The sequence below is a fragment of the Niallia sp. FSL W8-0177 genome, assembly GCF_038006285.1.
Classification (GTDB): domain Bacteria; phylum Bacillota; class Bacilli; order Bacillales; family Cytobacillaceae; genus Niallia; species Niallia circulans_A.
This window is the reverse complement of sequence record NZ_JBBOUX010000001.1, coordinates 2,488,462-2,508,957: the sequence shown is the minus strand read 5'-3', so window position 1 is coordinate 2,508,957 and position 20,496 is coordinate 2,488,462. Positions and strand designations below refer to the sequence as shown.

Genomic DNA, 20,496 nt, shown 5'->3' with positions numbered 1-20,496 from the left:
TTTTTGTTATCTGTAAACCAGATATTAAATCATTAGTATATGGTTTAGAAATAACAAAACTTTAAAAAGCATTAGCCCTTCCGATAAAGAGTTAAGGAGGGGATAGAGATGTTATGGTTTGGCTTAAAACGTAAATTGGATGGAATAGAAAGAGAAATGAACAGTATTCGTGCAAAAGTTGAAAAAAACGACTTTTTTGAACAGGAAATTCAGAGGATACTCTTAATAGGGGAAGATGAAGAGATATTAGCATTAGTTGATAAATTCTCAGAATTGAATCATAGTAGACTTAATTCATATTATGATATGCATAAAGTATTAGATAAGTTAGATGAGTATACACTTGTAGGAAGTATTGCACGATTAAAAGGAATGGAAGAAGAGACAAATAGTTCAATTCATGTATCACCAATAGTTGCAATTGTTGCTTCTTTTGTAACAAGTTTTGTGGCATTTAATCAAATAGCAAAATCTATACTAATTGCTATAGCAATAATGTTTGCTGTACTTGCGATAGTGAACATTATAGGGAATTTATCAAAATTGAATAGAAAAGGAAGAAAGAGAGTTGTTTATTTTAGGAGTTTGCTAGAGCACCGACTTAAGAAGCTTAAAAATAATATTTTTGTTGACAAAGAATAAGTATCTACATTCGTAGAAGCTCAGGCTGTCGAGAAACTCTCGACAGTCTTTATTTTATGCTTTCGCTTCACTAATTCACCGCGTTAATATGATATAATATAGTTAATATTACTAGGATGGTGGATGGTATGTTCAAACCGAAAAAAGAATCACAAAATGAAGCTGAATTTGTTTTTATTGAGGACTTGGTCCCGGAGGATCATCTTCTAAGAAAGGTTGATAAGTACATTGATTTTTCTTTTATTGGGGAGAAAGTCCGTCCCTTCTATTCAGAGAAAAACGGGCGTCCTTCGGATCCAATTATGCTATTTAAGATGATGTTCATTGGTTATTTTTATGGCATCCGCTCAGAGCGACAATTAGAACGCGAAGTCCAGATGAACGTGGCATACCGATGGTTCCTTGGCTTAAAGCTCCATGACCCCGTTCCAGATCATTCAACCATCAGTTGGAACCGACGAACTCGTTTTAAGGATACAAACATCTTTCAAGAAATCTTTGATGAAATTGTCCTTCAAGCTATCAATCATAAAATGGTCGGTGGAAGAGTTTTATTTACTGACTCCACTCACCTTAAAGCAAATGCCAATAAGCACAAGTTCACTCGTGAAGAAGTAGAAATGGAGACTCGTGAATACATAGATGAACTCAATAAAGCTATTGATGAAGACCGATCAAACCACGGAAAAAAGCTCTAAAAGATAGAGAGGAGGTGACAGAAACAAAAGAAATCCGAAAAAGTACAACCGATCCGGATTGTGGCTTTATGTCCAGGGATAACAAGCAGGAAATGTTCTGTTACCTTGACCACCGAACAACGGATATGAAGTTTAATATTATAACTGATGCCTATGTTACTCCTGGAAATGTCCATGACTCTGTCCCTTACCTTTCTAGATTGGATCGCCAGATTGAACGATTTAGATTTAAAGTGGAAGCTGTAGCACTAGACTCAGGTTATTTAACGAATCCCATTTGTAAAGGTCTTCACGACAGAAGTATTTTTGGCGTCATTGCCCACCGAAGATTTCAGCCCACAAAAGGACTTTTCCCAAAGTGGAAGTTTACTTATGAAAAAGAAAAGGATGTCTATGTTTGTCCGAATGGCCAGGAGTTAGTTTATCGCACTACAACAAGAGAAGGATATAGAGAATATAAGTCGGATGCTAAAAAATGTTCGGAATGCCCACTCCTGAAGGAGTGCACAAGGTCAAAGAACAAATAAAAGGTCATAACACGCCATGTGTGGGAAGACTTCAAGGAGAAGGTACGCCTAAACAGACTCTCCCTTTCCGGAAAAATGCTTTATAAACTTAGAAAAGAGAAAGTCGAGCGAAGCTTCGCAGATTCAAAAGAACTGCATGGGCTTCGTTATTGCCGGTTACGGGGCTTGCACAACGCGAGTGAGCAAGTGTTACTCACCGCAGCGTGTCAGAATATGAAAAAGATCGCCACGCACCTAGCCAAGCTAGGGTAATTGTGACGATCCTTGTTTTTTACATAAAAATGATGGAAGGCAGTGAAAAAAATAAATATTAAACCAAATAAAAAAGCTTGTGGAAGAAAATATAGTGCCTTTCTCCACAAGCTGAGTTAATGCCCTCAAAAGAGGGCATTAACTCTTTTTAAAAAAACTGGTACTAAAGCAAAACAATCCCAAATGATTAAACTAGATATAGCTATTGGTCCTCAAACCGAGTATAAAATGCTGGATATCCTAGTTATTTGTAGCTGCCCCAAATTGTTTTTCCACCAGTATGCCCAGTTTTATCATGTAAATTTTTATGTACTAGTTGAATTTCTCCTGTATTTTGATGGTGGTGTATTCTAAAATTTGCAGGTTTAATTCCTTTATTTATGTCACTTATCTCCCTTTGAGTAAACTGCTTTTTAAATTTAGTATTAGTTTTAAGTTCAGCTTTTACATTACCCTTGATTTGATTCCAAATGGTCGTATTGCTTGATTTCCAGTATTTAGCAGATATTTTGAACGTTGGACCTGGGAATATAGGGAAACCTTGATAGTTGAATATAATTTTCGTAACTGGGTGATATTTCCCTGCCAGATGACCATTAACTAGATTTTTAAATAGTGTAGTGTTATAGGTTTTATAAACTTTAACTTGCACAGTTTTAACATTTATTCTTTTTACTGTTGGCGCCTTTCCAGAAATTCCCCCAGCTGGGAATTTTTCATGTTTTTGTACTAGAATAGAAAAGTTATTATCTGAATCACTAGAATTTTCTATCCTCTCTGTTTCGTTATAAGGATCATCTATAATATGATCTTCCAATGTATCAAGCGGGACAGTTTCCAATAGATCAATTGGTGTATTCTCTAAAATTTCATTTTGACTATCAGTGATAAATTCCGATTCCAAATTTTTAGATACAACTTTGTTATCAGCTCCTAATGCAAGACCAGGCGAAAAAATAGTAATGCATAAGGAAAAAATTAATGTAATAACTGATGACTTAATGAAAGTTTTACTCATATACCTTCCCCTTTTTTGTAAAATTTAGTATATTTATAATACAATATTGATTATATAGTAATAAAAGGAAAATATAAACATTTTTTTAAAAAAGGAGAATTATTGTGAATATTTGGAATGTTGAGGTTGATGATTATACATTAGAAGACTTAGTTCAAGATGATATTATACTTGCAGAAAAACATTTTAATGTAAAATTACCTAAATCATATATTGACTTATTAAAAATTAAAAATGGTGGAACATTACAATATAATGCGCTGCCATTCAAACAGAATCAGGAGGAAGATGACAATTATATTATAATAGAGTATTTATTTGGAATTAAGCAGGGTGAGGGAATATTTCAAACGAATTACTTTGTGGAAGAATGGAAAATTGAACGAGAAAATATAATAATACTTAGTGGAGATGGTCATGAGTGGCTAGCATTAGATTATAATGAGTCTTCTTCTAATCCAAGTGTAATTTACATATTTTCAGAGGAAAATGAATTTATCCGCTTATTCGATTCATTTGATGAAATGTTAGATAATTTGTACATATATGAGGAAGAGGAGGAAGAAGTAGATGGTGCTATTGTTTTCACCTTAGAAGAAGCCAGAGAACTAATAAAAAGTAGTGATACTACGGATGTTTTAAATGGTATCAGTGCATATGAAAAATTATATGGTGAAGATGGAAAAGTTCTTAATGAACAACTTCAGAATTTATTAGTTTTAATAAAAAGTGAAAATGAAATTATTTCAAATGAAGCAGGGAGATCTGCATGGTATTTAATAACCTATGAGTTAACAGATGATAAACAATTCATAAATGAAATAGTAAAAATATTTGGGGAAAGTACAAATCCAGTATTTAAACTATTCAGAGATGAGATATTAGAATATATTGAGGATAAAAAGTAATTTGAGATGATAAGTAAAGCAAAAACATCATCTTTTACGATGACTGTTTATTGTTTGAAGGGAAAAATTGGAAAGTTAAAGCGCCTTGCTTGGATAGCAACACTAGATGAGCGTTTAACAAGTCATCTCCAATTTTAAAGAGAAAGTTGATAATATGAATTTTATTAAGGCGTATCTGATTAGTATTGTATATTATATAATCGTTTTTTCTCTTGTTTTTATTTACCAATTTGGTACAGAATATATAATAACAATAATTTTTTATCAGGTTATTTATTTAAGTGTAATTGTTATTATACTTAGCATGATTTTAGAACAAATTATAATTTTTAAAAATCATAGTAAATTGTATGTGATGTTCGCTGGATTTTTATTTGGAATATTGATTTCTATTTTATTTGGTGTCTCTAATACAAATAATTTAGAATTCCTCTATAATTTGTTGTTAGGGGTTATATTCAGTGTTGGTTCACTAATTTTCACTAGCATTAGAAACAAAAAGAAGATTAAAAGATAGAGAAAGTAAGCAACCGCCGGTAGAACCGGCGGTTAATTTCCCCTATACGTGTCCCTTTATAACGAGGCCCTTCTTAGAACAATTTCCTGTAAAAGATCAATCTAAATGACGATGCAAAAAATAATAATTAAGTAGCTTTACTGTGTTATTCCGTAAGTTGTCATTAAAATATCTATGCACTTCGTGAAAACCATTGAAATAGAAATTATACTCGGTAAAATAACCATCATTCTCACCTTTTACTAACTTCCATCTACGTTTATACATCTTATTATTGTTTTCACGCATATCTCTTTGTACCTGTTTCATCGTGTGTTCGATTAAGTTTATATAGACTTGCCTAAGCTTAAAGGGAGCTGCATTAGCAACTTTTAAATCACGATCAAGTACTGTAAGAAGCATCGGTAAGTATATAGCATTTTCAAATATGTTTCTATCGTCTTCAGATAATCTACTCATTATTTCTGCTCCGTTTATGCTCTTTCTACATCAACTAATGTAATGTATATAATATTTTTTCATCTTGAATACGTAACTGGTTATTAAGATAGTCAATATAAACAGTACGGCCAATCAAAGTGTTTATGTATCCATTATTATATAGACTGTATTTAAGAAGCTGATTATATTCCATTGCTTCATGGATCAAAACGTCTATATCATTCAACTTATCTTCGTCTAGTTCCAGGCTTCTCAATCTTATTATTTCTCACAATAACTTCTTTTACACCTGCAACATGCTCTGGTAACATAATTGCAACCCACTTCTTCTTAGTCCCACGGTCTTTTAACATATCCCACTTCTCCCTTTTTGATAGGATAATTATATAAGAACAATTGTTCGTTTTCAATATTGTTTTCGAACGAATGTTCGTATATAATATATCCAAAAAGGGGGGCTAACTGATGAAAGGTTTACTTAAAAGAGCTGTTATGAATGGTGAAGTTTTAGAAATGATTTATCTAAATACAAAAGTGTTTATGGCATCATAAAAATGTAGGGTATGGCATTAAATTTGTGCAATAGGGCCGTAGGCCCTGCACAAATTAAAAAACCACTTGTCAACATTCCAAAATACACATACACTTCCTGTTGGGACAAACAAGCGCAGGAGGTATTAAGGAGATGTTGGCAGTGGCCGAAATTAATTATATCAGACATGAGGTAAACATAAAAGACAGTAACTATTCGGAGATTGCACAAAGAATAGGAAGAGATCGTAGAACTGTTAAGAAGTATGCAGAACAGGATGATTTTAGTCCTGTAGAAAATATCAAACAAGACAGACCATCTCCAGTGATGGATCCTATTAAACATATAGTAGATGAATGGTTAATAGAAGATTTTAAACAAAAGAGAAAATTCCGTAGAACTGCAAAGAGAATTTGGGAGCAATTAAAAGAGGAGTTTGATTTTAAGGGTTCTGATCGAACAGTAAGAAACTACATATCCCATCGAAAAAAAGAACTATTAAATGAAGCGAATCAAGCAGCGTTATCACTAGAGAGCAAACCTGGGTCAGCTCAAGTGGATTTTGGAGAAGCTCCGTTTAAATATCAAGGGGAACAGATAACTCTACCCTATCTGGTTCTTTCTTATCCATATAGTAATTCATTTTATTTTCAGGTATTCCCCGCTCAAAACAAAGAGTGTTTTTTAGAAGGATTAAAGCGTATTTTTCACCATATGGGTGGTGTTCCAAGAACAATTAGATTCGATAATCTTTCAGCTGCCGTAAAGAAGGTATTGCCAAATGGCGAACGGCAGTTAACAGAGGAATTTCAGAACTTCGTTCTACACTATGGGTTCGAAAGTGAATTTTGTAATCCTAATAGTGGGAATGAAAAGGGTCATGTGGAAGCAATGGTGAAATATGTGAGAAACAATTATTTATTGCCTGGTCTCCACGTACTGAATTTAGACGAACTTAATAAGACGTTGTGGGAAAAAGCTGAGAAAGATCGTGAGAGAAAACATTATGAAAAGGAATCTTTCATATCCCAGCTGTTTGAAGAGGATCGGAAAGCCTTTTTGGTTTTACCAAGTAAGGAATACCAATGCATCAGATACGAAACAGTGAAAGCCGATAAGTACGGTTATATTAAAGTAGAAAAAAATCTATATTCTACTTCACCAAGATACGCTTTAAATAAGGTTCTAATTCGTATTTCATATAATTCAATTGATATTCTTACAGATGATTATCAACTAGTCGTTAGCCATCCTCGACTCTATGGTCAATATAGAAAATCGATTAATTGGCAGCCATACTTAAATCTAATGGCCAAACGTCCTATGGCACTTAAATATACTAGTTTCTATGAGCAGTTACCACAAGAATGGCAAACATATTTTAATTCATGTACTTCCTCTGAAAAATCAGAAGCCCTGAAGTTATTAGGTACAGTGATGAAAGATTATGATTTTAGTAAAATTACTGAAGCGCTGAAGATTGCATCAGAGCATGGTCATCCTTCGGTTGAATCAATTAAACAAGTATTCTACCAACTAATTAATGGTCGAGGGATACGCGAAGAAGTACATCTCCAAAAGTCATTGCCTATTATGCCGGAGGCTACTAGAGGTCTACAGCATTATAATCAGCTTCTAAAAGGAGCTGAAATAAATTGAGTACGCAGATTCAAGAATTCGCTAAACGATTGAAATTAAGTTGGATTAGAGAACATTATCAAGAGATAGAAGCCACATCAAATGAAGAGTATTTACTGAAGCTTTTTGAAAAAGAAATTGAGCAACGAGAAGAACGAAAAACAAATCTTTTACTTACACAAGCAAGCTTACCTAAAGTCAATGGGAAACCTTTTGATTGGAAGGACATTGTCCTAACAGCAGGACTAAGTAGTGAAGACCTATTAAATGGAGTATTCATGAAGCAGCAAGAAAATCTAATTTTCTATGGGGGTGTAGGTGCAGGTAAAACCTATTTAGCTACGTTAATTGGATTGAATGCCATACAAAGGTATGGCAAAGCTGTTAAATTCTATACAGCGGCATCATTAGTTAATCGATTATTAGAAGCAAATGAAAAAGGTAATCTCAATAAGCTTTTTAAGCAAATAGAGAAATTGGATCTTTTGATTTTGGATGAGTTAGGTTACATTCCTCTTCACAAACAAGGGGCTGAATTATTGTTTCAGGTTATTTCGATGTGTTATGAAACCAAAAGCATCATAATCACGACAAACCTTCAATTCGGTCAATGGAATCACGTTTTTGGGGATCCAATATTAACGGAGGCAGTAATTGATCGACTCATCCATCATTCGCATTTGATTGTATTTAAAGGCGATAGTTATCGTTATAAGGAGTCAATTATTCAGAATTAAATTTCGTTGGCAAGTGGTTACATTTTTGATTGCCGTTTTATGCATTTTTTGCTTGCCAAATACATACAAAAGGAGAAATTAGTCAACGTAAGATTAAGGTCATCAAACTTTATGAAGAATCATGTAGTGCTTATTGCTTTTCTCGTAAGCAGCAACGCACTTTTAAGATAAGCAATATTCTATCAGTTGGACCAGTACGAAAAGTAAGGAGAGGTGCATAATTATGACGTTAACAAAACCTAAGAAGGTTAAAAAACCATCAAGACCAAGCAGAGATGAATTTGAACTAGAGGAAATCGCCAGTACTTTAACAGAAGCATTAGAGGATAAGACTGAACTTAGATTAACTGTGTGGAAGAGAGAAGATTCGGTCAGAGGGAAAGTAGTTAAAATGGATGGGAATACAAAACTCATTCATATAGAGAATTTTTCTGAAACAATTAAAGTTCCATTTATGGATATTTTACAAGTGAAAAGAGTTTAAAAGCCCAACTCGTTTGTAGAAGGGCTTTTTTTAATATATAAAAAAATTATTTAATATTAAAATTTTGTTCGCCTAATTTATCGCCACCCAATCCTTGTGTAGCTATTAATGTTACAGGAGTTTCTAAATCATCTAATTCATAAGCTACCGCGTTTTTAACTGTTCCATTTTTTTTAATTGTTTCTAGTTGAGAATCAAGGAATTGATCATCTGGAAGCCCGCCAACTTCAAGAGTATTAACTGAATTAGGATTATTATCTTGTACTGCTTCGAATACTGCCATCCATCCAGTAGTTGGATCAATATCTTTATCACTTAAATTAGTTGTTTCATACCAAATTGCAAATACAGGTTTTTCTCCATATTCATTTCCTTTTTCACCCGGTTGGATAACTTTAGTTTCTGTGATTTTGATTTTTAAATCAACTAATTTTGCTTCATTATCTTTAAAATAGACTTTATTATTCGTCTCTTTTTCTTCACTTGTATTTACTGTAGTTTCCTTTTTATTTCCAGATTCAGAACTGTTTTTCGTTCCTTCTTCTTGATTTCCGCAACCTACTATTAAAGATAGTGTCAACGCAGAAATTAATATTAAAATTTTTTTCATTGAATTTCCCCCTAATATTTGTCTGCTAAGCAACAACATTTTACATTTTAAGAGGAAATATTACTACACTTTCGACAAAAGTAGACAATGAGAAATAATTAAAAAGATCCCATATATATGGGGAGGGCTGCTTTATGTAAAATTAATAGTTACTTTTTTATTCTCAAATTCTTCTACAGTAATATACCATCAACTAGTACTTCTATAAATTTGCAAATTTCACTTGCTGTATCAATTTCTTGTTTGTTTTCTGAATTCTGACCACTTTTCATACTTAAGAATAAAGGGATTTATAGACCGGTATAATAAGGAGATTAATGTATTCTATATAGCTGCCTCCTTCATTACTAAACACCGTAAGATGCACACATAAGAAAGCCTATTCTCTAGAGGGGGCATTTTTCATATTAATTAACAAACGCCCCCTTTCGTATTATAAGGTCAGCCAGAAAATATTTCTGGTTGACCTTTTTTTATATCGATATATGATAATCGTAGCCAGGGTAGAACGTCCGCCCCCGTGGGACTAGATCCCGTCAACTAAACCGTTCACCCCCTACTTGTAGAAACATGTTTGAGGCTGGTTGAGACTTGATCTCGTATAACAAGCGAAGCTGTGATACTGCATTAGGGATATAGGGGTTACTGGCAAAGAATTCAAAGGAGGAGATTTTAGAATGAATCCAGTAGTGGGTCTGGATGTGTCAAAAGGTGAAAGTCAGGTTCAAGCATATTTGGATAAAGGGAAGCCATATCGTAAGGGATTTAAAGTTTCTCATACTCTTGAGGGGCTGAAGGAACTCTTCGATTTCCTGGAAGAAGTTAAAGGTAAAACTGGTATTCAGCCACCTGTAGTATTAGAGTCAACAGGACACTATCATTCCCCTGTTGTGTACTATTTAGAGAATCGACATTATTTATTAATAATTGTAAATCCATTAGTCTCGTATCGAGCAAAAAGTTCAAGTTTAAGAAAAGTGAAAACTGATCCAATTGATGCCAGACATCTCTGCGAGCTGTATTACAAAGAGGACCTAGAGCCTTATAAAAAACGTGGCATTCAACTCTTAAACCTGCGAAATTTGACACGACAACACGAAAATGTCACAGGTATCTATGTACAAACTAAGCTTCTGTTTCAATCTATTTTGGATCAAGTTTTCCCTGAATATAGAGGAGTTTTTGGAGATTTGCATTCGATTGTTTCTTTGAAGACACTTTTAGAATATCCATCGTCTGAGGATATATTAATGGCTAGTGAGGAACAGTTAGCTACTACAATCAATGATTTATGTAAAAGCCGTTCTCTACAATGGGCAAAGGATAAGGCAAGCATGCTTAAGGCTTCAGCCGCACGCAATCCATTTGAAAAAACAATTTATCAAAGTCATTTATTAAGCCTAAACATGTATATTGATATGCTTCTTCAATACAAAGGGCACCTATCCAAGTTGGAAGCTGAAATAGATGCCCTAGCAAAAGAAATTGAAGAATATAATATCATTAAATCTATTCCAGGAATCGGTGAAAAAATCGCGGCAACGATTATTTCCGAGGTCGGTGAAATAGATCGATTTACAAGTCCCAAAAAACTTGTCGCCTTTGCGGGCATTGACCCTAGTGTCTTTGAATCAGGTAAATTTAGAGCTACACAAAACCGTATTACTAAACGCGGTTCAAGTAGGCTGCGTCATGCTTTATATATGGCAGTCGGAGCAGCCATAAGAGACAAGCGTAAAGCACGGACAGATGAACAACTCCTTCCTCGAAACAAGAGATTAAGAGAATATTACGATAAAAAACGGGAGGAAGGTAAACCCTATAAAGTCACTATAATTGCTTGTGCAAATAAACTTTTACACTGGATATATGCACTTTTGAAAAACAAATCTACTTTCCAAGATATAGCGTAATTAAAAAGTAAAACCAATGTGACCAAAACTTTCCAAATAGTGAAATTGGAAGGTTATTTGGTATGCATAAATTTAGTATAACATGAAAGATTTAAAGATTTTATTGAAAGATATTGACAAACTATTAGCTGGTTTTGTTTAAGTGTAATTATTCACAATCTTCTTTAGCGCAGTAAACTAGAAATTCCCAATTTATATTATACAGCATATCCTGTATGCATTTGGAAATATTATTATAGAGGTGAATCAATTATGAAAAAATCAATGCTAACATCTTCTGAAATAGGTTCCTTATGGGCAGAGTATATAAATGGAACAGCGACAGACATTATTAATAAATATATGTATTCAATAATAGAAGATAAAGCAATAAAGGAAATATTTCATACTGCAATTAAGACATTTGACCAACAAAAGAACACAATTGGTAAATTCTTCAAGGAAGAAGGATTTCCTATTCCTATTGGATTTAATGAATCTGACCTATATCTAGGAAAACAGAGATTGTTTTCAGATGCATTCTGCCTAAATTATTTACATATCATGACTATACATGGAATCTTAGGGCATACCACTGCCCTAAGCATTTCAGTCAGAAAAGATTTGAGAAACTTTTACGATTCATGTAGTACAGCTGGAAATAAGATGTATCATAAAACTATTGAGTTATTACTTGAAAAAGGTCTATTTCAAAGAGATCCACAATACTATGCATACGAACATCCAAGTTATGTCACCAGTAAAGATTTTAAAGATGGTTTTTTTGGAAAAGGTAGAACGCTTGCTGCAACAGAAATTATAAGTCTTTCGTTGAATCTTAAGAAAAGTATAATGGCTAAAACTCTATCTATTGCATTCTCACAGATAGCAGGATCTAAAGAAATTAGAAAGTTTCTAACTGAATCAGAGAAAACAGCAGATGGTCAAATAAAAGCATTAGCAAAAATACTTCAAGCAGATAACTTACCAGTGCCAAAATCTCTGGAAACAGAAGTAACCACCTCAACTGATTCACCATTTTCTGATAAGTTAATCCTTTTCCATATGGGTCTCCTGTTTCAAGCGGCTCAAAATTATCATGGTGCTGGATTAGCATCAGCCATGAGAACAGATCTTGTAGCCACTTATGAGAAGACTATATTACAGAATCTTATAGTTACAAAAAATTGGTTTGATCTTATGGTAGAAAATAAATGGTTAGAACAACCACCACTGGCACCTAATAGAAAAGAAATTGCAAAAAAGATATAACCAACATCGCCCTACCACTCGGTCGGGCCTTTAATTTATTTGTAAATTAAACTTTCACTAAACTGCCCCGTTTGTTATATAAGACAAACTCAACACTTTTTATAGAGAATTACATCAATTATTAAATAAGCGGAGTTATATATCGGGAGTACTAGATAGTTAAAGTAAGCAAAGCTTACGATGTAGTCTAAATATTCCTTAAATAGGAGTTTTTTGGAATAAAAAGAACTAAGCTAAGCTATATTCACTAAAACAGACGCAAAAAATAATCCTTGTTTGAATCTGAGGAATATTTTTAAGAATCTAAAGAATATATTATTTATTGCTCCTTTTGTTAATATCCAATGCTATCATTTCTAACTTACTAATCCATTTATAATAACCCAATATCATAAGTAGAAGAATAGGTACAATAATAAATTCAAACCACAATTTCCACCAGCCTAAATGAAAATAGCCCAAAGGTTCAGGGAGTAAAGTCAGTGCTTCATACATTGTAATCCCTACTGTCCAGTATGTAATATATAATACCTTTTTAATAATACTGTGGTTAAATGGAAAGTAGCTTATAAATAGTATATTGATTGGAGGAATTAAAATCGTGTGTGCAAAAACTCCAAACCAATCTACACCTTTATCAAAATACCAATACCCTCCGTACTTAAATTCAATAATCACATCAAAACTGATCTGAAAGGCAATAGTAAAAGTCCATAGACTTACTTTTCTGTTCATTGTAGGTATTTTATTTTTCTTATATGCAATGAAATTAAATAAGATAATCGAAATAGTAAGCAAGACCATAAATTGTTTTCTTCCTTTTTAATAGTAGATTTTCTGAATGAGTCTAATAATACATAATTGTTTTAATTAAATAACCAAATAAATTAGAACTAAATAGCTCACTTACCTAGGTTTCCTATTCAATAAACCTGCTTCGGTATTACCAGAAGAAATCAAATAAGTAGTTAGAGGAATACAGCTCTTTAGTTCTAAAATAAATATACGGTCTTTTAATTTTCTAATTTAAAACGTTCTTCCTTTTAAGAAAAACATAATATTTATAAACGAGATAATAAGGAAACAGATAGGAAAAAAAGGTAAATATAAAATTCCAATCATTTCCGTATATAATCTTTCCAGTTAAGACATATACCACTTCAAGTAAAGTTGTAAATAATGATATTAAAAAGATATAAAGAAAAGGACTCTTCCTTCTTTTAATAAAGAATATTAAGTAACTTGCTAATATTGGATATATACCTAAATTAAAGGGCAGAAAGGAAAATGTACTATTAGAGGAATTTACCTTCCAAAAGTTCAAATAAAAACCTAATTCATTTACAGTAAATGCTATTACTGAAAAAAATGAGCCAATGAGCGGGATTATCAATCTATCCTTTTTGTAAAGATGAAAGCACCCTACAATCCAAGGCAATATAAAGACCATCATGACATTAAAAATCATATTATTTTTCCTTTTTATTTTTATCTTTTCCTCAGAACTGAATTTTATTTATTTCAAGAGCGCAATTATTGGTAAATATTTTCACTTAAACCATTTCCCTATCTTTCCCGGTTGTATAATAAAATAATCTCAACAGAATATACGGAAAAAGACTTCTAAATATAACGCGGAGTACTAGATAGTCAAAGTAAGCAAAGCTGAAGATCATTTATAGGAATTTTTTTGGACTAATAAGTACGAGCCATCACTTCATATAGATTAATGAGGTGATGACAACATGAAGGTCAACATTATCAAAGGTCCTAATACTGACAAAGTTATCCAAGATTGCTATCATTATATTGTAAAGAAATATAGAGAGGAGCAAAATAAACTTGATAGGAATTTACGCAAGGGTGTCGACAGAGGAACAATTAAAGGGATTCAGCATAAACGGCCAGATTGAAGAGTGTATTCAATTAGCTGGAAATGAAGAATACCTAAAATACGTTGATGAAGGAATAACTGGCGAAATAATGAATAGGCCTGCGTTGACTAGATTACAAGACGATATTGAAAAGGGACTTATTCATAAAGTGATATGTTATGATCCTGACAGGTTATCTAGAAAGTTATTAGTACAGCTAATGATTACGGAGACACTGCAGAAGAATAACGTAGAGTTACAGTTTGTCAGAAGTGATTACAAAAACGACGCTGAAGGACAATTGTATTTCCAAGTTAGGGGTGCCTTTTCTGAATTTGATAAAGCTAAGATTAAACATAATACTATGACAGGAAGATATCGAAAAGCCAAGTCTGGCAAGGTTGTTAAGAACAATCATTTATATGGCTACCATTATAATAAAGAGAAAGAAACATACGAAATAAATGAAGAGGAAGCAAAAGTAGTCAGGATGATCTTTGACTATTACACCAATCCTAACAGTAAATTTCAGGGTATAAATGGTATTGCTCTTCACCTGACAGATATAAGTATTCCAACAAAACGTGGTGCAAAGGTCTGGCATCGGCAAGTAGTTCGTCAAATATTGATGAATGAAGCATACACAGGTAATTATTATCAGAACAAATATGATACGGTTGGTAATTATGTAAAAAAACAAGCAGGGGAAAAAGTGGAATATGGAAAAATCAGGCCGGAAGAAGAATGGTTAAAAACGGAGATACCTGCAATTATTTCACTAGAACAATTTGAATATGCCCAGTCCCTATTAGAGCAGGGGAGAAGACGCCAAACAAAAGTTAGCTTTCATCATTATTTATTATCTGGTTTAGTAAGATGTGATCGTTGCGGAGGAACAATGACAGGTAAAAAAACGAAATCGCATGGTAAAGATTTTTTTATTTACACATGTCGCAAAAACTATGCTGGTTCAAAATCAAAGGGATGCGGTAAACAGATAAGCGAAAACAAATTAAATAAGTATGTATGGGACACTATAGTGGATTTACTCAGCGATCCAAAGAAAATTGCTGAATTTAGAGAACAAGATGAAAAGACCTATTTAAAAGAAGAAATGGAATATGTCTTAGCAGAAATAGAAAAAGCTAAGAAGGGCCGCAAGCGTTTATTCCAACTTGTCAGCCTAAGTGAAGATGATGATATGGATCTGGAAGAAATCAAAGAACAAATAAGAAATCTTCAACTAAAAGAAAAGAAGTTACAAGATAAGTATAACGAAATGTTAAATGAAAATGAAGTAGCTGCAGGTAAAGAACCAAGTGTGGTTGCCTTGGAATCTGCGATCAATATGTTTATGAAGAATAAGAAAAACGAATTTTCTTTTGAACACAAACAAGAAATATTGAGAAGGGTAATTAAAGAAGTAATGGTTGTAGATAGTGAGACTATAAATATACAAATCTTTTAATGTAGTACCCTATTGTAATCAAGAACGAAATCCTTATGCATCTAAGAGCTTTGAAAAAAACCAAAAAAGATGTTTCCTTGCATGATCCAATTGGTCAAGATAAAGAGGGGAATGAAATCAGTCTTATTGATGTTCTGAAATCAGAATCGGAAGATGTTGTGAATACGATTCAGTTGAATATGGAGCTGGAGAAAGTAAAGGAATATATTGATGTTTTAGATGAAAGAGAAAAAGAAGTAATCATCGGCAGGTTTGGTCTAGATTTAAAGAAGGAAAAAACACAACGAGAAATTGCAAAAGAATTAGGAATTTCAAGAAGCTATGTTTCAAGAATAGAGAAAAGAGCATTGATGAAAATGTTCCATGAATTTTATCGAGCAGAAAAGGAAAAAAAGCGAAAAAATGAATAAAAACTTTACATAAGGATGTTCTATAGATTTGCATTCTTATGAAGAAATCGTTTATATAGACACATCAATAATGGTATTTTAAGGGATAGAAGAGCAGCTTAGTCGCTTCGTTTTTTAACATTTGACTAAGCGGCTTATTCTATCTTTTATTTTTTGCATAATGAAGGGATTCTGTATTGTCGGTTGCTACCGTTTTTACAACTTCGCCTTGCCGATTTTTATAAATTTCATATTCACGGTAAACTTCCACTATAAACCCATCCTCTTCTTTTGTTTCTTCTAATTTATATTCAAGATCAGGAGCTCCAAATATTTCATCTCCATTACTGCTAACTTCTTGCTCTTCCTTTATAGCTCCGTAAAAGAGAACATTATTTTTGTTAATTTTTGCGGTTGGTGTTTCTATGTAAGCAATAAAACCCAATAGAATGATTATGGATATTAAAGAGATTTTTTTCATTTTGTGCTCTCCTCCTTCCATACATTGTATGCATGTCCTTTAGAAGTATGCGAATAAGAAAAGGAAGAACGATTGCGTAATTGGAAAATTTAATCATTTTTAAAGTGGGTTAATCATATCGTTAGAAAGGTACAGGCCTTCTTTTTTTATAAAAAAAGGGAACAGGTACAAACTTAGAATGCAAAAAATGTCTCAAAAAAATTTTTCACTTCTTGTAAATGTTTTATAACATTTGTAATATACATGAAATATAAAGCTGCTAAAAGCAGAAAAGATTAAAGTTCATCGAAGGGGTTGAAGACCTATGTTTATGAGACATATACTATTCATTACATTATTGATATCCTTGATTAACAATTTCTGGCCCATTCCTAATATAGATGATTTACAGGATGTTACATATCAAGAGGGGGACGAAATTTCCATTTCTGAGCTAAAAGATGCGGTAAGAAGTATGCAAAAGAAAGCTGATATCAACTCCTATTTCACGATGAAGCATGCAGTAGTAAGTGGGGAATTATATAACAATGAAGTTTGGAGATTTGATTTGGGTTTAAACACACCATATCAATTTACTGCTGAAAATGACAGCATTGACATAGCAGGTTTGCAAAAAGGATTGGTTAAGTTTATCGTGTTTTTTAGTTTTGGAGAAAATGAGAATTCCATTATAAGTAAGTCCATCTATTATTGTGATGAAAATGATTCCATTCATGAGGTGAAATTTATCGAGAATACAGAAAGAGAGAGTATTATCTTTTCATAAAAAAGTAAATCAAGAGAGAAAATTGTTATTTTTTCAACTCTGCCTATTATGCCGGCATTTTCCCGCAGATAATAGGGCTAGAATCTAACATTCGGTATATGGGCTTTTAAACAAGCGAATTTTCACCATCTATCTATACTATTAGAAAGGTGGTGAAAAGCATGGTTAAAATTTTTATCGATCCTGGTCATGGTGGTTCAGATTCAGGTGCAGTAGGAAATGGACTGCAAGAAAAAAATATTACCTTAAGTATTGCTCAACAGATTAGAAGGTTTCTTCTGAATGAATATGAAGATGTAGAAATTCGGATGAGTCGCAATAATGATTCAGCCGTAAGTTTGTCCGCAAGAGTGAATGCTGCTAATAACTGGAATGCTGATTTTTATCTTTCTATTCATGTAAATGCAGGTGGGGGTAATGGCTTCGAAAGTTATATTTATCCGGGAGTTGGTGCACCTACGACGACTTATCAGAATGACATTCATAAGGAAGTAATAGATGAGACAGGATTTAATGATAGAGGAAAGAAAAATGCAAATTTCCATGTATTAAGAGAAACAACCATGCCCGCTTTGTTAACAGAAAATGGCTTCATTGATACAGTAGCAGATGTGAATCAGTTAAAAGATAGTAATTTTATTACAAAAATTGCTAAAGGGCATGTCCAAGGATTAGAAAGGGCTTTTTCTTTGCAGAAGAAGAAAAATCAACCACCGATCTATCGTGTACAAATTGGAGCATATAAGGAAAAGGAAAATGCAGAAAAAAAGGCAATGGAAGCAGCTGAAAAGGGATTTGATACAGCTATTTTATTTCGAAACAATCTGTTTAAAGTACAAATCGGGGCATTTAGTAATAGAAAGAACGCAGAGCGTTTAGCAGAAAAAGCGAAGGAAGCTGGGTTTCATGCGTTTATATCTCGTAAGTAAACAACATTTATTTGCGGATATATAGGAAAAAGTTAGAAATGGGACAATTGCCTAAAACATTCACAACAAATTAAGAATATTTTATAGAAAGAGAGGAGGAAAATGAATGGCTGGTTATGGATACCCAAATCAAGTACCAGCAGCTGTTCCGCTTGGTGGATTTGGACCTGCACCTTTTGGCTATGGTGGTGCCCCTTATCCTGCTTATGGCGGTGTATATGGTGGTGCTGGTGGTTTCTGGTACGCATTTTTAATCATTCTTTTTATTGTTATCATTCTATTTTGGGGTTTTTGGGCATTCGGTGGCTTTTATCGCTAAGAGAAAAAGACGAAAAAGTTAGATGTTCTAATAGTAAATATAGTAATTCCTATACAAACAGGTTAATTCATATAGATTCTAGCATCATGTATCTGTTTTAGATAACGATGCTTTTTCTTTTGTTATCAGAAATATTTAACTATTTTAACAGAAAGAATGGAAATATTTCGATAGTCAAACTATAATGACATAGTAGTAACAGTGGAAGGAGATGGAGAAAAGTGAAGATAGAAGAATATCAAGCTACATGGGATTTAGAAGGATTATTTCCTGGAGGAAGTAATTCTCAAGAGTTTAGAGAGCATTTAGCTTTGTCTATGGATGAAATTGACAAATTATCAGCATATGTACATAAGTATGAGCCATTACAGGAGACGGACAAAGATTCATTGCAGCAAATTGTGAATCAGTTTGAAGTAGTCGTAAAGAAAGTAAGACAAGCAGGTGCTTTTGTCAGTTGTTTAGAGGCACAGAATATGGAAGATAAAGGAGCAAGCGCTTTAAGAGGTAGAGTAACTGAATTAAGTGCTGCGTTTCAAAATGTATTAACGGTTCTAGATGGGAAATTATCCTTATATAGTGATATGGAATGGGATTCCTTGTTCAAAGGCAGTAATCTAGAAGAACTTTATTTTGTCCTGTCAGAAAGAAGAGCGGCTGCTAAAGAAAAATTATCCGAAGAAGAAGAAACACTGATAAATAAGTTAAGTGTCGATGGCTATTATGGCTGGGGCCAAATGTATGATACCATCGTTGGAAAAATTCAGATTCCTTTTGATGAAGAATATCTCTCCGTTGGACAAGCTGCTAATAAATTTTCAAACCCTGAACGCGCGGTTAGAAAAAAGGTGTTTAAAGAATGGGAAAAAGCATGGGATGCAAATGGGGAAATTCTGGCAAAAACATTAAACCATTTAGCTGGTTTCCGATTAAATGTTTATGGGATGAGAGGCTGGACTAGTTTCTTAAAAGAACCTTTAGCGATTAATCGGATGCAAGAAGAAACATTGCAGGCGATGTGGAATGCAATTTCGAAGAAAAAACAGCCATTTGTACAATTTTTAAATAGAAAAGCTAAATTGTTAGGTTTAGAAAAATTAAGCTGGTATGATTTGGATGCTCCTCTTGGTAAAATAGAAACAAAAATGTCTTACCAAGAAGGTGCCGAATTTATTATTAAGCATTTCGAGCAATTTGGTACGAAAATGTCAGGATTCGCAAAGAAAGCATTTGAAGAGAGATGGATTGAAGCAGAAGATAGAAAAGGGAAAAGACCAGGAGGCTTTCACACCTATTTCCCTGAAAGTGCTCAGTCACGTATTTTTATGACGTATTCTGGCACGCCATCAAATGTTTCAACTTTAGCCCATGAATTAGGGCACGGCTTTCATACATACGCTATGCGCGATATGCACACATTAAATAGAAATTATGCAATGAATGTCGCAGAAACAGCGTCTACATTTGCGGAAATGATTGTATCCGATGCAGCTTTAAAGGCTGCTAAATCAGAGGATGAAAAGCTAGTATTATTGGAAGATAAAATTCAGCGATCTATAGCTTTGTTAATGAATATTCATGCTCGTTTTCTTTTTGAAACAAGATTTTATGAAGAACGTCAGAATGGATTAATTTCAAAGGAGCAATTAAATACGTTAATGCTTAATGCCCAAAAAGAAGCATATGGGGATGCTTTAGAGGAATACCATCCTTCTTTCTGGGGCTCAAAATTGCATTTTTATATTACAGGTGTACCTTTTTATAATTTCCCTTATACATTTGGGTTTCTATTTTCACTTGGAATCTATGCAAAAGCATTAGAGGAAGGAAAGGGCTATGAAGAGAAATACATTGCCCTATTAAGAGATACAGCAAGCATGACAGTAGAAGAATTGGCATTTAAGCATCTTCAAATTGATTTAACAAAAGAGGATTTCTGGAATAGTGCTATAGATCTTTGTATTAAGGATGTAGAAGAATTTTTAGCATTAACGAATGAATGAAAGGTCTTTTTATAGGATTATATAGAAATGACTAGAACCACAGCATTCGTTTAAAAGGAATATAGATAAAAGACCTCCTACATACCAAAAGCTGCTGGT

General features: G+C 33.3%; 21 protein-coding genes and 2 pseudogenes. 15 read left to right on the top strand and 8 right to left on the bottom strand.

What is annotated here, in order from left to right; translation table 11 throughout:
- The first annotated feature begins 108 nt into the window (after positions 1-108).
- Complete coding sequence (locus NST77_RS12450) at positions 109-642, top strand: hypothetical protein (RefSeq protein WP_172859969.1); 534 nt, start codon at positions 109-111, stop codon at positions 640-642.
- Between the two features lie 128 nt (positions 643-770).
- Positions 771-2,119: pseudogene (locus NST77_RS12445) on the top strand (IS1182 family transposase).
- 244 nt (positions 2,120-2,363) lie between these two features.
- On the opposite strand, the gene NST77_RS12440 reads toward NST77_RS12445, so the two are convergent.
- Positions 2,364-3,137 carry an HNH endonuclease gene (locus NST77_RS12440; protein WP_123260829.1) on the bottom strand — a complete coding sequence of 258 codons (774 nt, stop codon included), beginning with the start codon at positions 3,135-3,137 and terminating at the stop codon, positions 2,364-2,366.
- Between the two features lie 104 nt (positions 3,138-3,241).
- Between NST77_RS12440 and NST77_RS12435 the strand changes: the two genes are divergently transcribed.
- Positions 3,242-4,045 carry an SMI1/KNR4 family protein gene (locus NST77_RS12435; RefSeq protein ID WP_172859970.1) on the top strand — a complete coding sequence of 268 codons (804 nt, stop codon included), beginning with the start codon at positions 3,242-3,244 and terminating at the stop codon, positions 4,043-4,045.
- A 6-nt stretch (positions 4,046-4,051) separates the two neighbouring features.
- On the top strand, positions 4,052-4,183 hold the full coding sequence (locus NST77_RS12430; protein ID WP_341123027.1) for a hypothetical protein: 132 nt from the start codon (positions 4,052-4,054) through the stop codon (positions 4,181-4,183).
- Positions 4,184-4,658: 475 nt separating this feature from the next.
- Here the strand turns inward: NST77_RS12430 and NST77_RS12425 are convergent, their stop codons facing one another.
- The 3 genes from NST77_RS12425 to NST77_RS12415 are packed head-to-tail and all read right to left on the bottom strand — an operon-like array spanning position 4,659 to position 5,356.
- On the bottom strand, positions 4,659-5,021 hold the full coding sequence (locus NST77_RS12425) for a hypothetical protein (RefSeq protein WP_172860251.1): 363 nt from the start codon (positions 5,019-5,021) through the stop codon (positions 4,659-4,661).
- 34 nt (positions 5,022-5,055) lie between these two features.
- Entirely contained in the window at positions 5,056-5,259 is a 204-nt protein-coding gene (locus NST77_RS12420) for a YolD-like family protein (RefSeq protein WP_235973410.1), read from the bottom strand.
- Complete coding sequence (locus NST77_RS12415) at positions 5,231-5,356, bottom strand: hypothetical protein (RefSeq protein ID WP_341123025.1); 126 nt, start codon at positions 5,354-5,356, stop codon at positions 5,231-5,233. The genes NST77_RS12420 and NST77_RS12415 overlap by 29 nt, the downstream gene beginning before the upstream one ends.
- Before the next feature lie 332 nt (positions 5,357-5,688).
- Here NST77_RS12415 and istA point away from each other — a divergent pair, with 332 nt between their 5' ends.
- The 3 genes from istA to NST77_RS12400 all read left to right on the top strand — a co-directional run bounded on the left by istA (position 5,689) and on the right by NST77_RS12400 (position 8,394).
- Entirely contained in the window at positions 5,689-7,194 is a 1,506-nt protein-coding gene (gene istA, locus NST77_RS12410) for an IS21 family transposase (RefSeq protein WP_171509407.1), read from the top strand.
- Complete coding sequence (istB, locus tag NST77_RS12405; RefSeq protein WP_341122867.1) at positions 7,191-7,910, top strand: IS21-like element helper ATPase IstB; 720 nt, start codon at positions 7,191-7,193, stop codon at positions 7,908-7,910. Before istA ends, istB begins: the two co-directional genes overlap by 4 nt.
- 223 nt (positions 7,911-8,133) lie before the next feature.
- A complete protein-coding gene (locus NST77_RS12400) occupies positions 8,134-8,394 on the top strand; it encodes a YolD-like family protein (protein WP_341123024.1) in 261 nt (86 codons plus the stop codon).
- 46 nt (positions 8,395-8,440) lie between these two features.
- Here the strand turns inward: NST77_RS12400 and NST77_RS12395 are convergent, their stop codons facing one another.
- Positions 8,441-9,004: a DUF5067 domain-containing protein gene (locus tag NST77_RS12395; protein ID WP_341123023.1), complete on the bottom strand. Its 564-nt coding sequence runs from the start codon at positions 9,002-9,004 to the stop codon at positions 8,441-8,443.
- A 677-nt stretch (positions 9,005-9,681) separates the two neighbouring features.
- Here NST77_RS12395 and NST77_RS12390 point away from each other — a divergent pair.
- Together NST77_RS12390 and NST77_RS12385 are read left to right on the top strand one after the other, a co-directional pair.
- Positions 9,682-10,917: an IS110 family transposase gene (locus NST77_RS12390; protein WP_341123022.1), complete on the top strand. Its 1,236-nt coding sequence runs from the start codon at positions 9,682-9,684 to the stop codon at positions 10,915-10,917.
- 252 nt (positions 10,918-11,169) lie between these two features.
- Positions 11,170-12,168: a DUF3231 family protein gene (locus NST77_RS12385; RefSeq protein ID WP_341123021.1), complete on the top strand. Its 999-nt coding sequence runs from the start codon at positions 11,170-11,172 to the stop codon at positions 12,166-12,168.
- 315 nt (positions 12,169-12,483) lie between these two features.
- Here the strand turns inward: NST77_RS12385 and NST77_RS12380 are convergent, their stop codons facing one another.
- Positions 12,484-12,903 (bottom strand): hypothetical protein, encoded by a 420-nt coding sequence (locus tag NST77_RS12380; RefSeq protein WP_341123020.1) that lies wholly within the window; start codon positions 12,901-12,903, stop codon positions 12,484-12,486.
- A gap of 286 nt (positions 12,904-13,189) precedes the next feature.
- Positions 13,190-13,618 carry a CBO0543 family protein gene (locus tag NST77_RS12375; RefSeq protein ID WP_303985480.1) on the bottom strand — a complete coding sequence of 143 codons (429 nt, stop codon included), beginning with the start codon at positions 13,616-13,618 and terminating at the stop codon, positions 13,190-13,192.
- 392 nt (positions 13,619-14,010) lie between these two features.
- Between NST77_RS12375 and NST77_RS12370 the strand changes: the two genes are divergently transcribed.
- Both NST77_RS12370 and NST77_RS12365 read left to right on the top strand, forming a co-directional pair.
- Positions 14,011-15,510, top strand: a complete 1,500-nt coding sequence (locus NST77_RS12370; RefSeq protein WP_341123019.1) for a recombinase family protein — start codon at positions 14,011-14,013, stop codon at positions 15,508-15,510.
- 17 nt (positions 15,511-15,527) lie between these two features.
- Positions 15,528-15,920: pseudogene (locus NST77_RS12365) on the top strand (sigma-70 family RNA polymerase sigma factor); the annotation flags it as partial.
- A 139-nt stretch (positions 15,921-16,059) separates the two neighbouring features.
- Here NST77_RS12365 and NST77_RS12360 read toward each other — a convergent pair.
- Positions 16,060-16,380, bottom strand: a complete 321-nt coding sequence (locus tag NST77_RS12360; RefSeq protein ID WP_095334289.1) for a hypothetical protein — start codon at positions 16,378-16,380, stop codon at positions 16,060-16,062.
- Between the two features lie 310 nt (positions 16,381-16,690).
- Here NST77_RS12360 and NST77_RS12355 point away from each other — a divergent pair, with 310 nt between their 5' ends.
- The 4 genes from NST77_RS12355 (at position 16,691) to NST77_RS12340 (ending at position 20,397) form a co-directional block, all read left to right on the top strand.
- Entirely contained in the window at positions 16,691-17,146 is a 456-nt protein-coding gene (locus NST77_RS12355; RefSeq protein WP_341123018.1) for a hypothetical protein, read from the top strand.
- Between the two features lie 161 nt (positions 17,147-17,307).
- Positions 17,308-18,075, top strand: coding sequence for an N-acetylmuramoyl-L-alanine amidase (locus NST77_RS12350; RefSeq protein WP_171509811.1), 768 nt, complete (start codon positions 17,308-17,310; stop codon positions 18,073-18,075).
- Positions 18,076-18,181: 106 nt separating this feature from the next.
- Positions 18,182-18,394 (top strand): sporulation protein YjcZ, encoded by a 213-nt coding sequence (locus tag NST77_RS12345; RefSeq protein ID WP_095334286.1) that lies wholly within the window; start codon positions 18,182-18,184, stop codon positions 18,392-18,394.
- Positions 18,395-18,615: 221 nt separating this feature from the next.
- Positions 18,616-20,397: a M3 family oligoendopeptidase gene (locus NST77_RS12340; protein WP_095334285.1), complete on the top strand. Its 1,782-nt coding sequence runs from the start codon at positions 18,616-18,618 to the stop codon at positions 20,395-20,397.
- Positions 20,398-20,496: the final 99 nt, after the last annotated feature.

Excerpts from the sequence above, each read along its gene's own strand:
- NST77_RS12450 (WP_172859969.1), top strand. The coding sequence starts at position 109 with ATGTTATGGTTTGGCTTAAAACGTAAATTGGATGGAATAGAAAGAGAA.
- NST77_RS12440 (WP_123260829.1), bottom strand. The coding sequence starts at position 3,137 with ATGAGTAAAACTTTCATTAAGTCATCAGTTATTACATTAATTTTTTCC.
- NST77_RS12430 (WP_341123027.1), top strand. The coding sequence starts at position 4,052 with ATGATAAGTAAAGCAAAAACATCATCTTTTACGATGACTGTTTATTGT.
- NST77_RS12425 (WP_172860251.1), bottom strand. The coding sequence starts at position 5,021 with ATGAGTAGATTATCTGAAGACGATAGAAACATATTTGAAAATGCTATA.
- NST77_RS12415 (WP_341123025.1), bottom strand. The coding sequence starts at position 5,356 with ATGTTAAAAGACCGTGGGACTAAGAAGAAGTGGGTTGCAATTATGTTA.
- istA (WP_171509407.1), top strand. The coding sequence starts at position 5,689 with ATGTTGGCAGTGGCCGAAATTAATTATATCAGACATGAGGTAAACATA.
- NST77_RS12400 (WP_341123024.1), top strand. The coding sequence starts at position 8,134 with ATGACGTTAACAAAACCTAAGAAGGTTAAAAAACCATCAAGACCAAGC.
- NST77_RS12395 (WP_341123023.1), bottom strand. The coding sequence starts at position 9,004 with ATGAAAAAAATTTTAATATTAATTTCTGCGTTGACACTATCTTTAATA.
- NST77_RS12390 (WP_341123022.1), top strand. The coding sequence starts at position 9,682 with ATGAATCCAGTAGTGGGTCTGGATGTGTCAAAAGGTGAAAGTCAGGTT.
- NST77_RS12385 (WP_341123021.1), top strand. The coding sequence starts at position 11,170 with ATGAAAAAATCAATGCTAACATCTTCTGAAATAGGTTCCTTATGGGCA.
- NST77_RS12380 (WP_341123020.1), bottom strand. The coding sequence starts at position 12,903 with ATGAACAGAAAAGTAAGTCTATGGACTTTTACTATTGCCTTTCAGATC.
- NST77_RS12375 (WP_303985480.1), bottom strand. The coding sequence starts at position 13,618 with ATGGTCTTTATATTGCCTTGGATTGTAGGGTGCTTTCATCTTTACAAA.
- NST77_RS12360 (WP_095334289.1), bottom strand. The coding sequence starts at position 16,380 with ATGAAAAAAATCTCTTTAATATCCATAATCATTCTATTGGGTTTTATT.
- NST77_RS12355 (WP_341123018.1), top strand. The coding sequence starts at position 16,691 with ATGAGACATATACTATTCATTACATTATTGATATCCTTGATTAACAAT.
- NST77_RS12350 (WP_171509811.1), top strand. The coding sequence starts at position 17,308 with ATGGTTAAAATTTTTATCGATCCTGGTCATGGTGGTTCAGATTCAGGT.
- NST77_RS12345 (WP_095334286.1), top strand. The coding sequence starts at position 18,182 with ATGGCTGGTTATGGATACCCAAATCAAGTACCAGCAGCTGTTCCGCTT.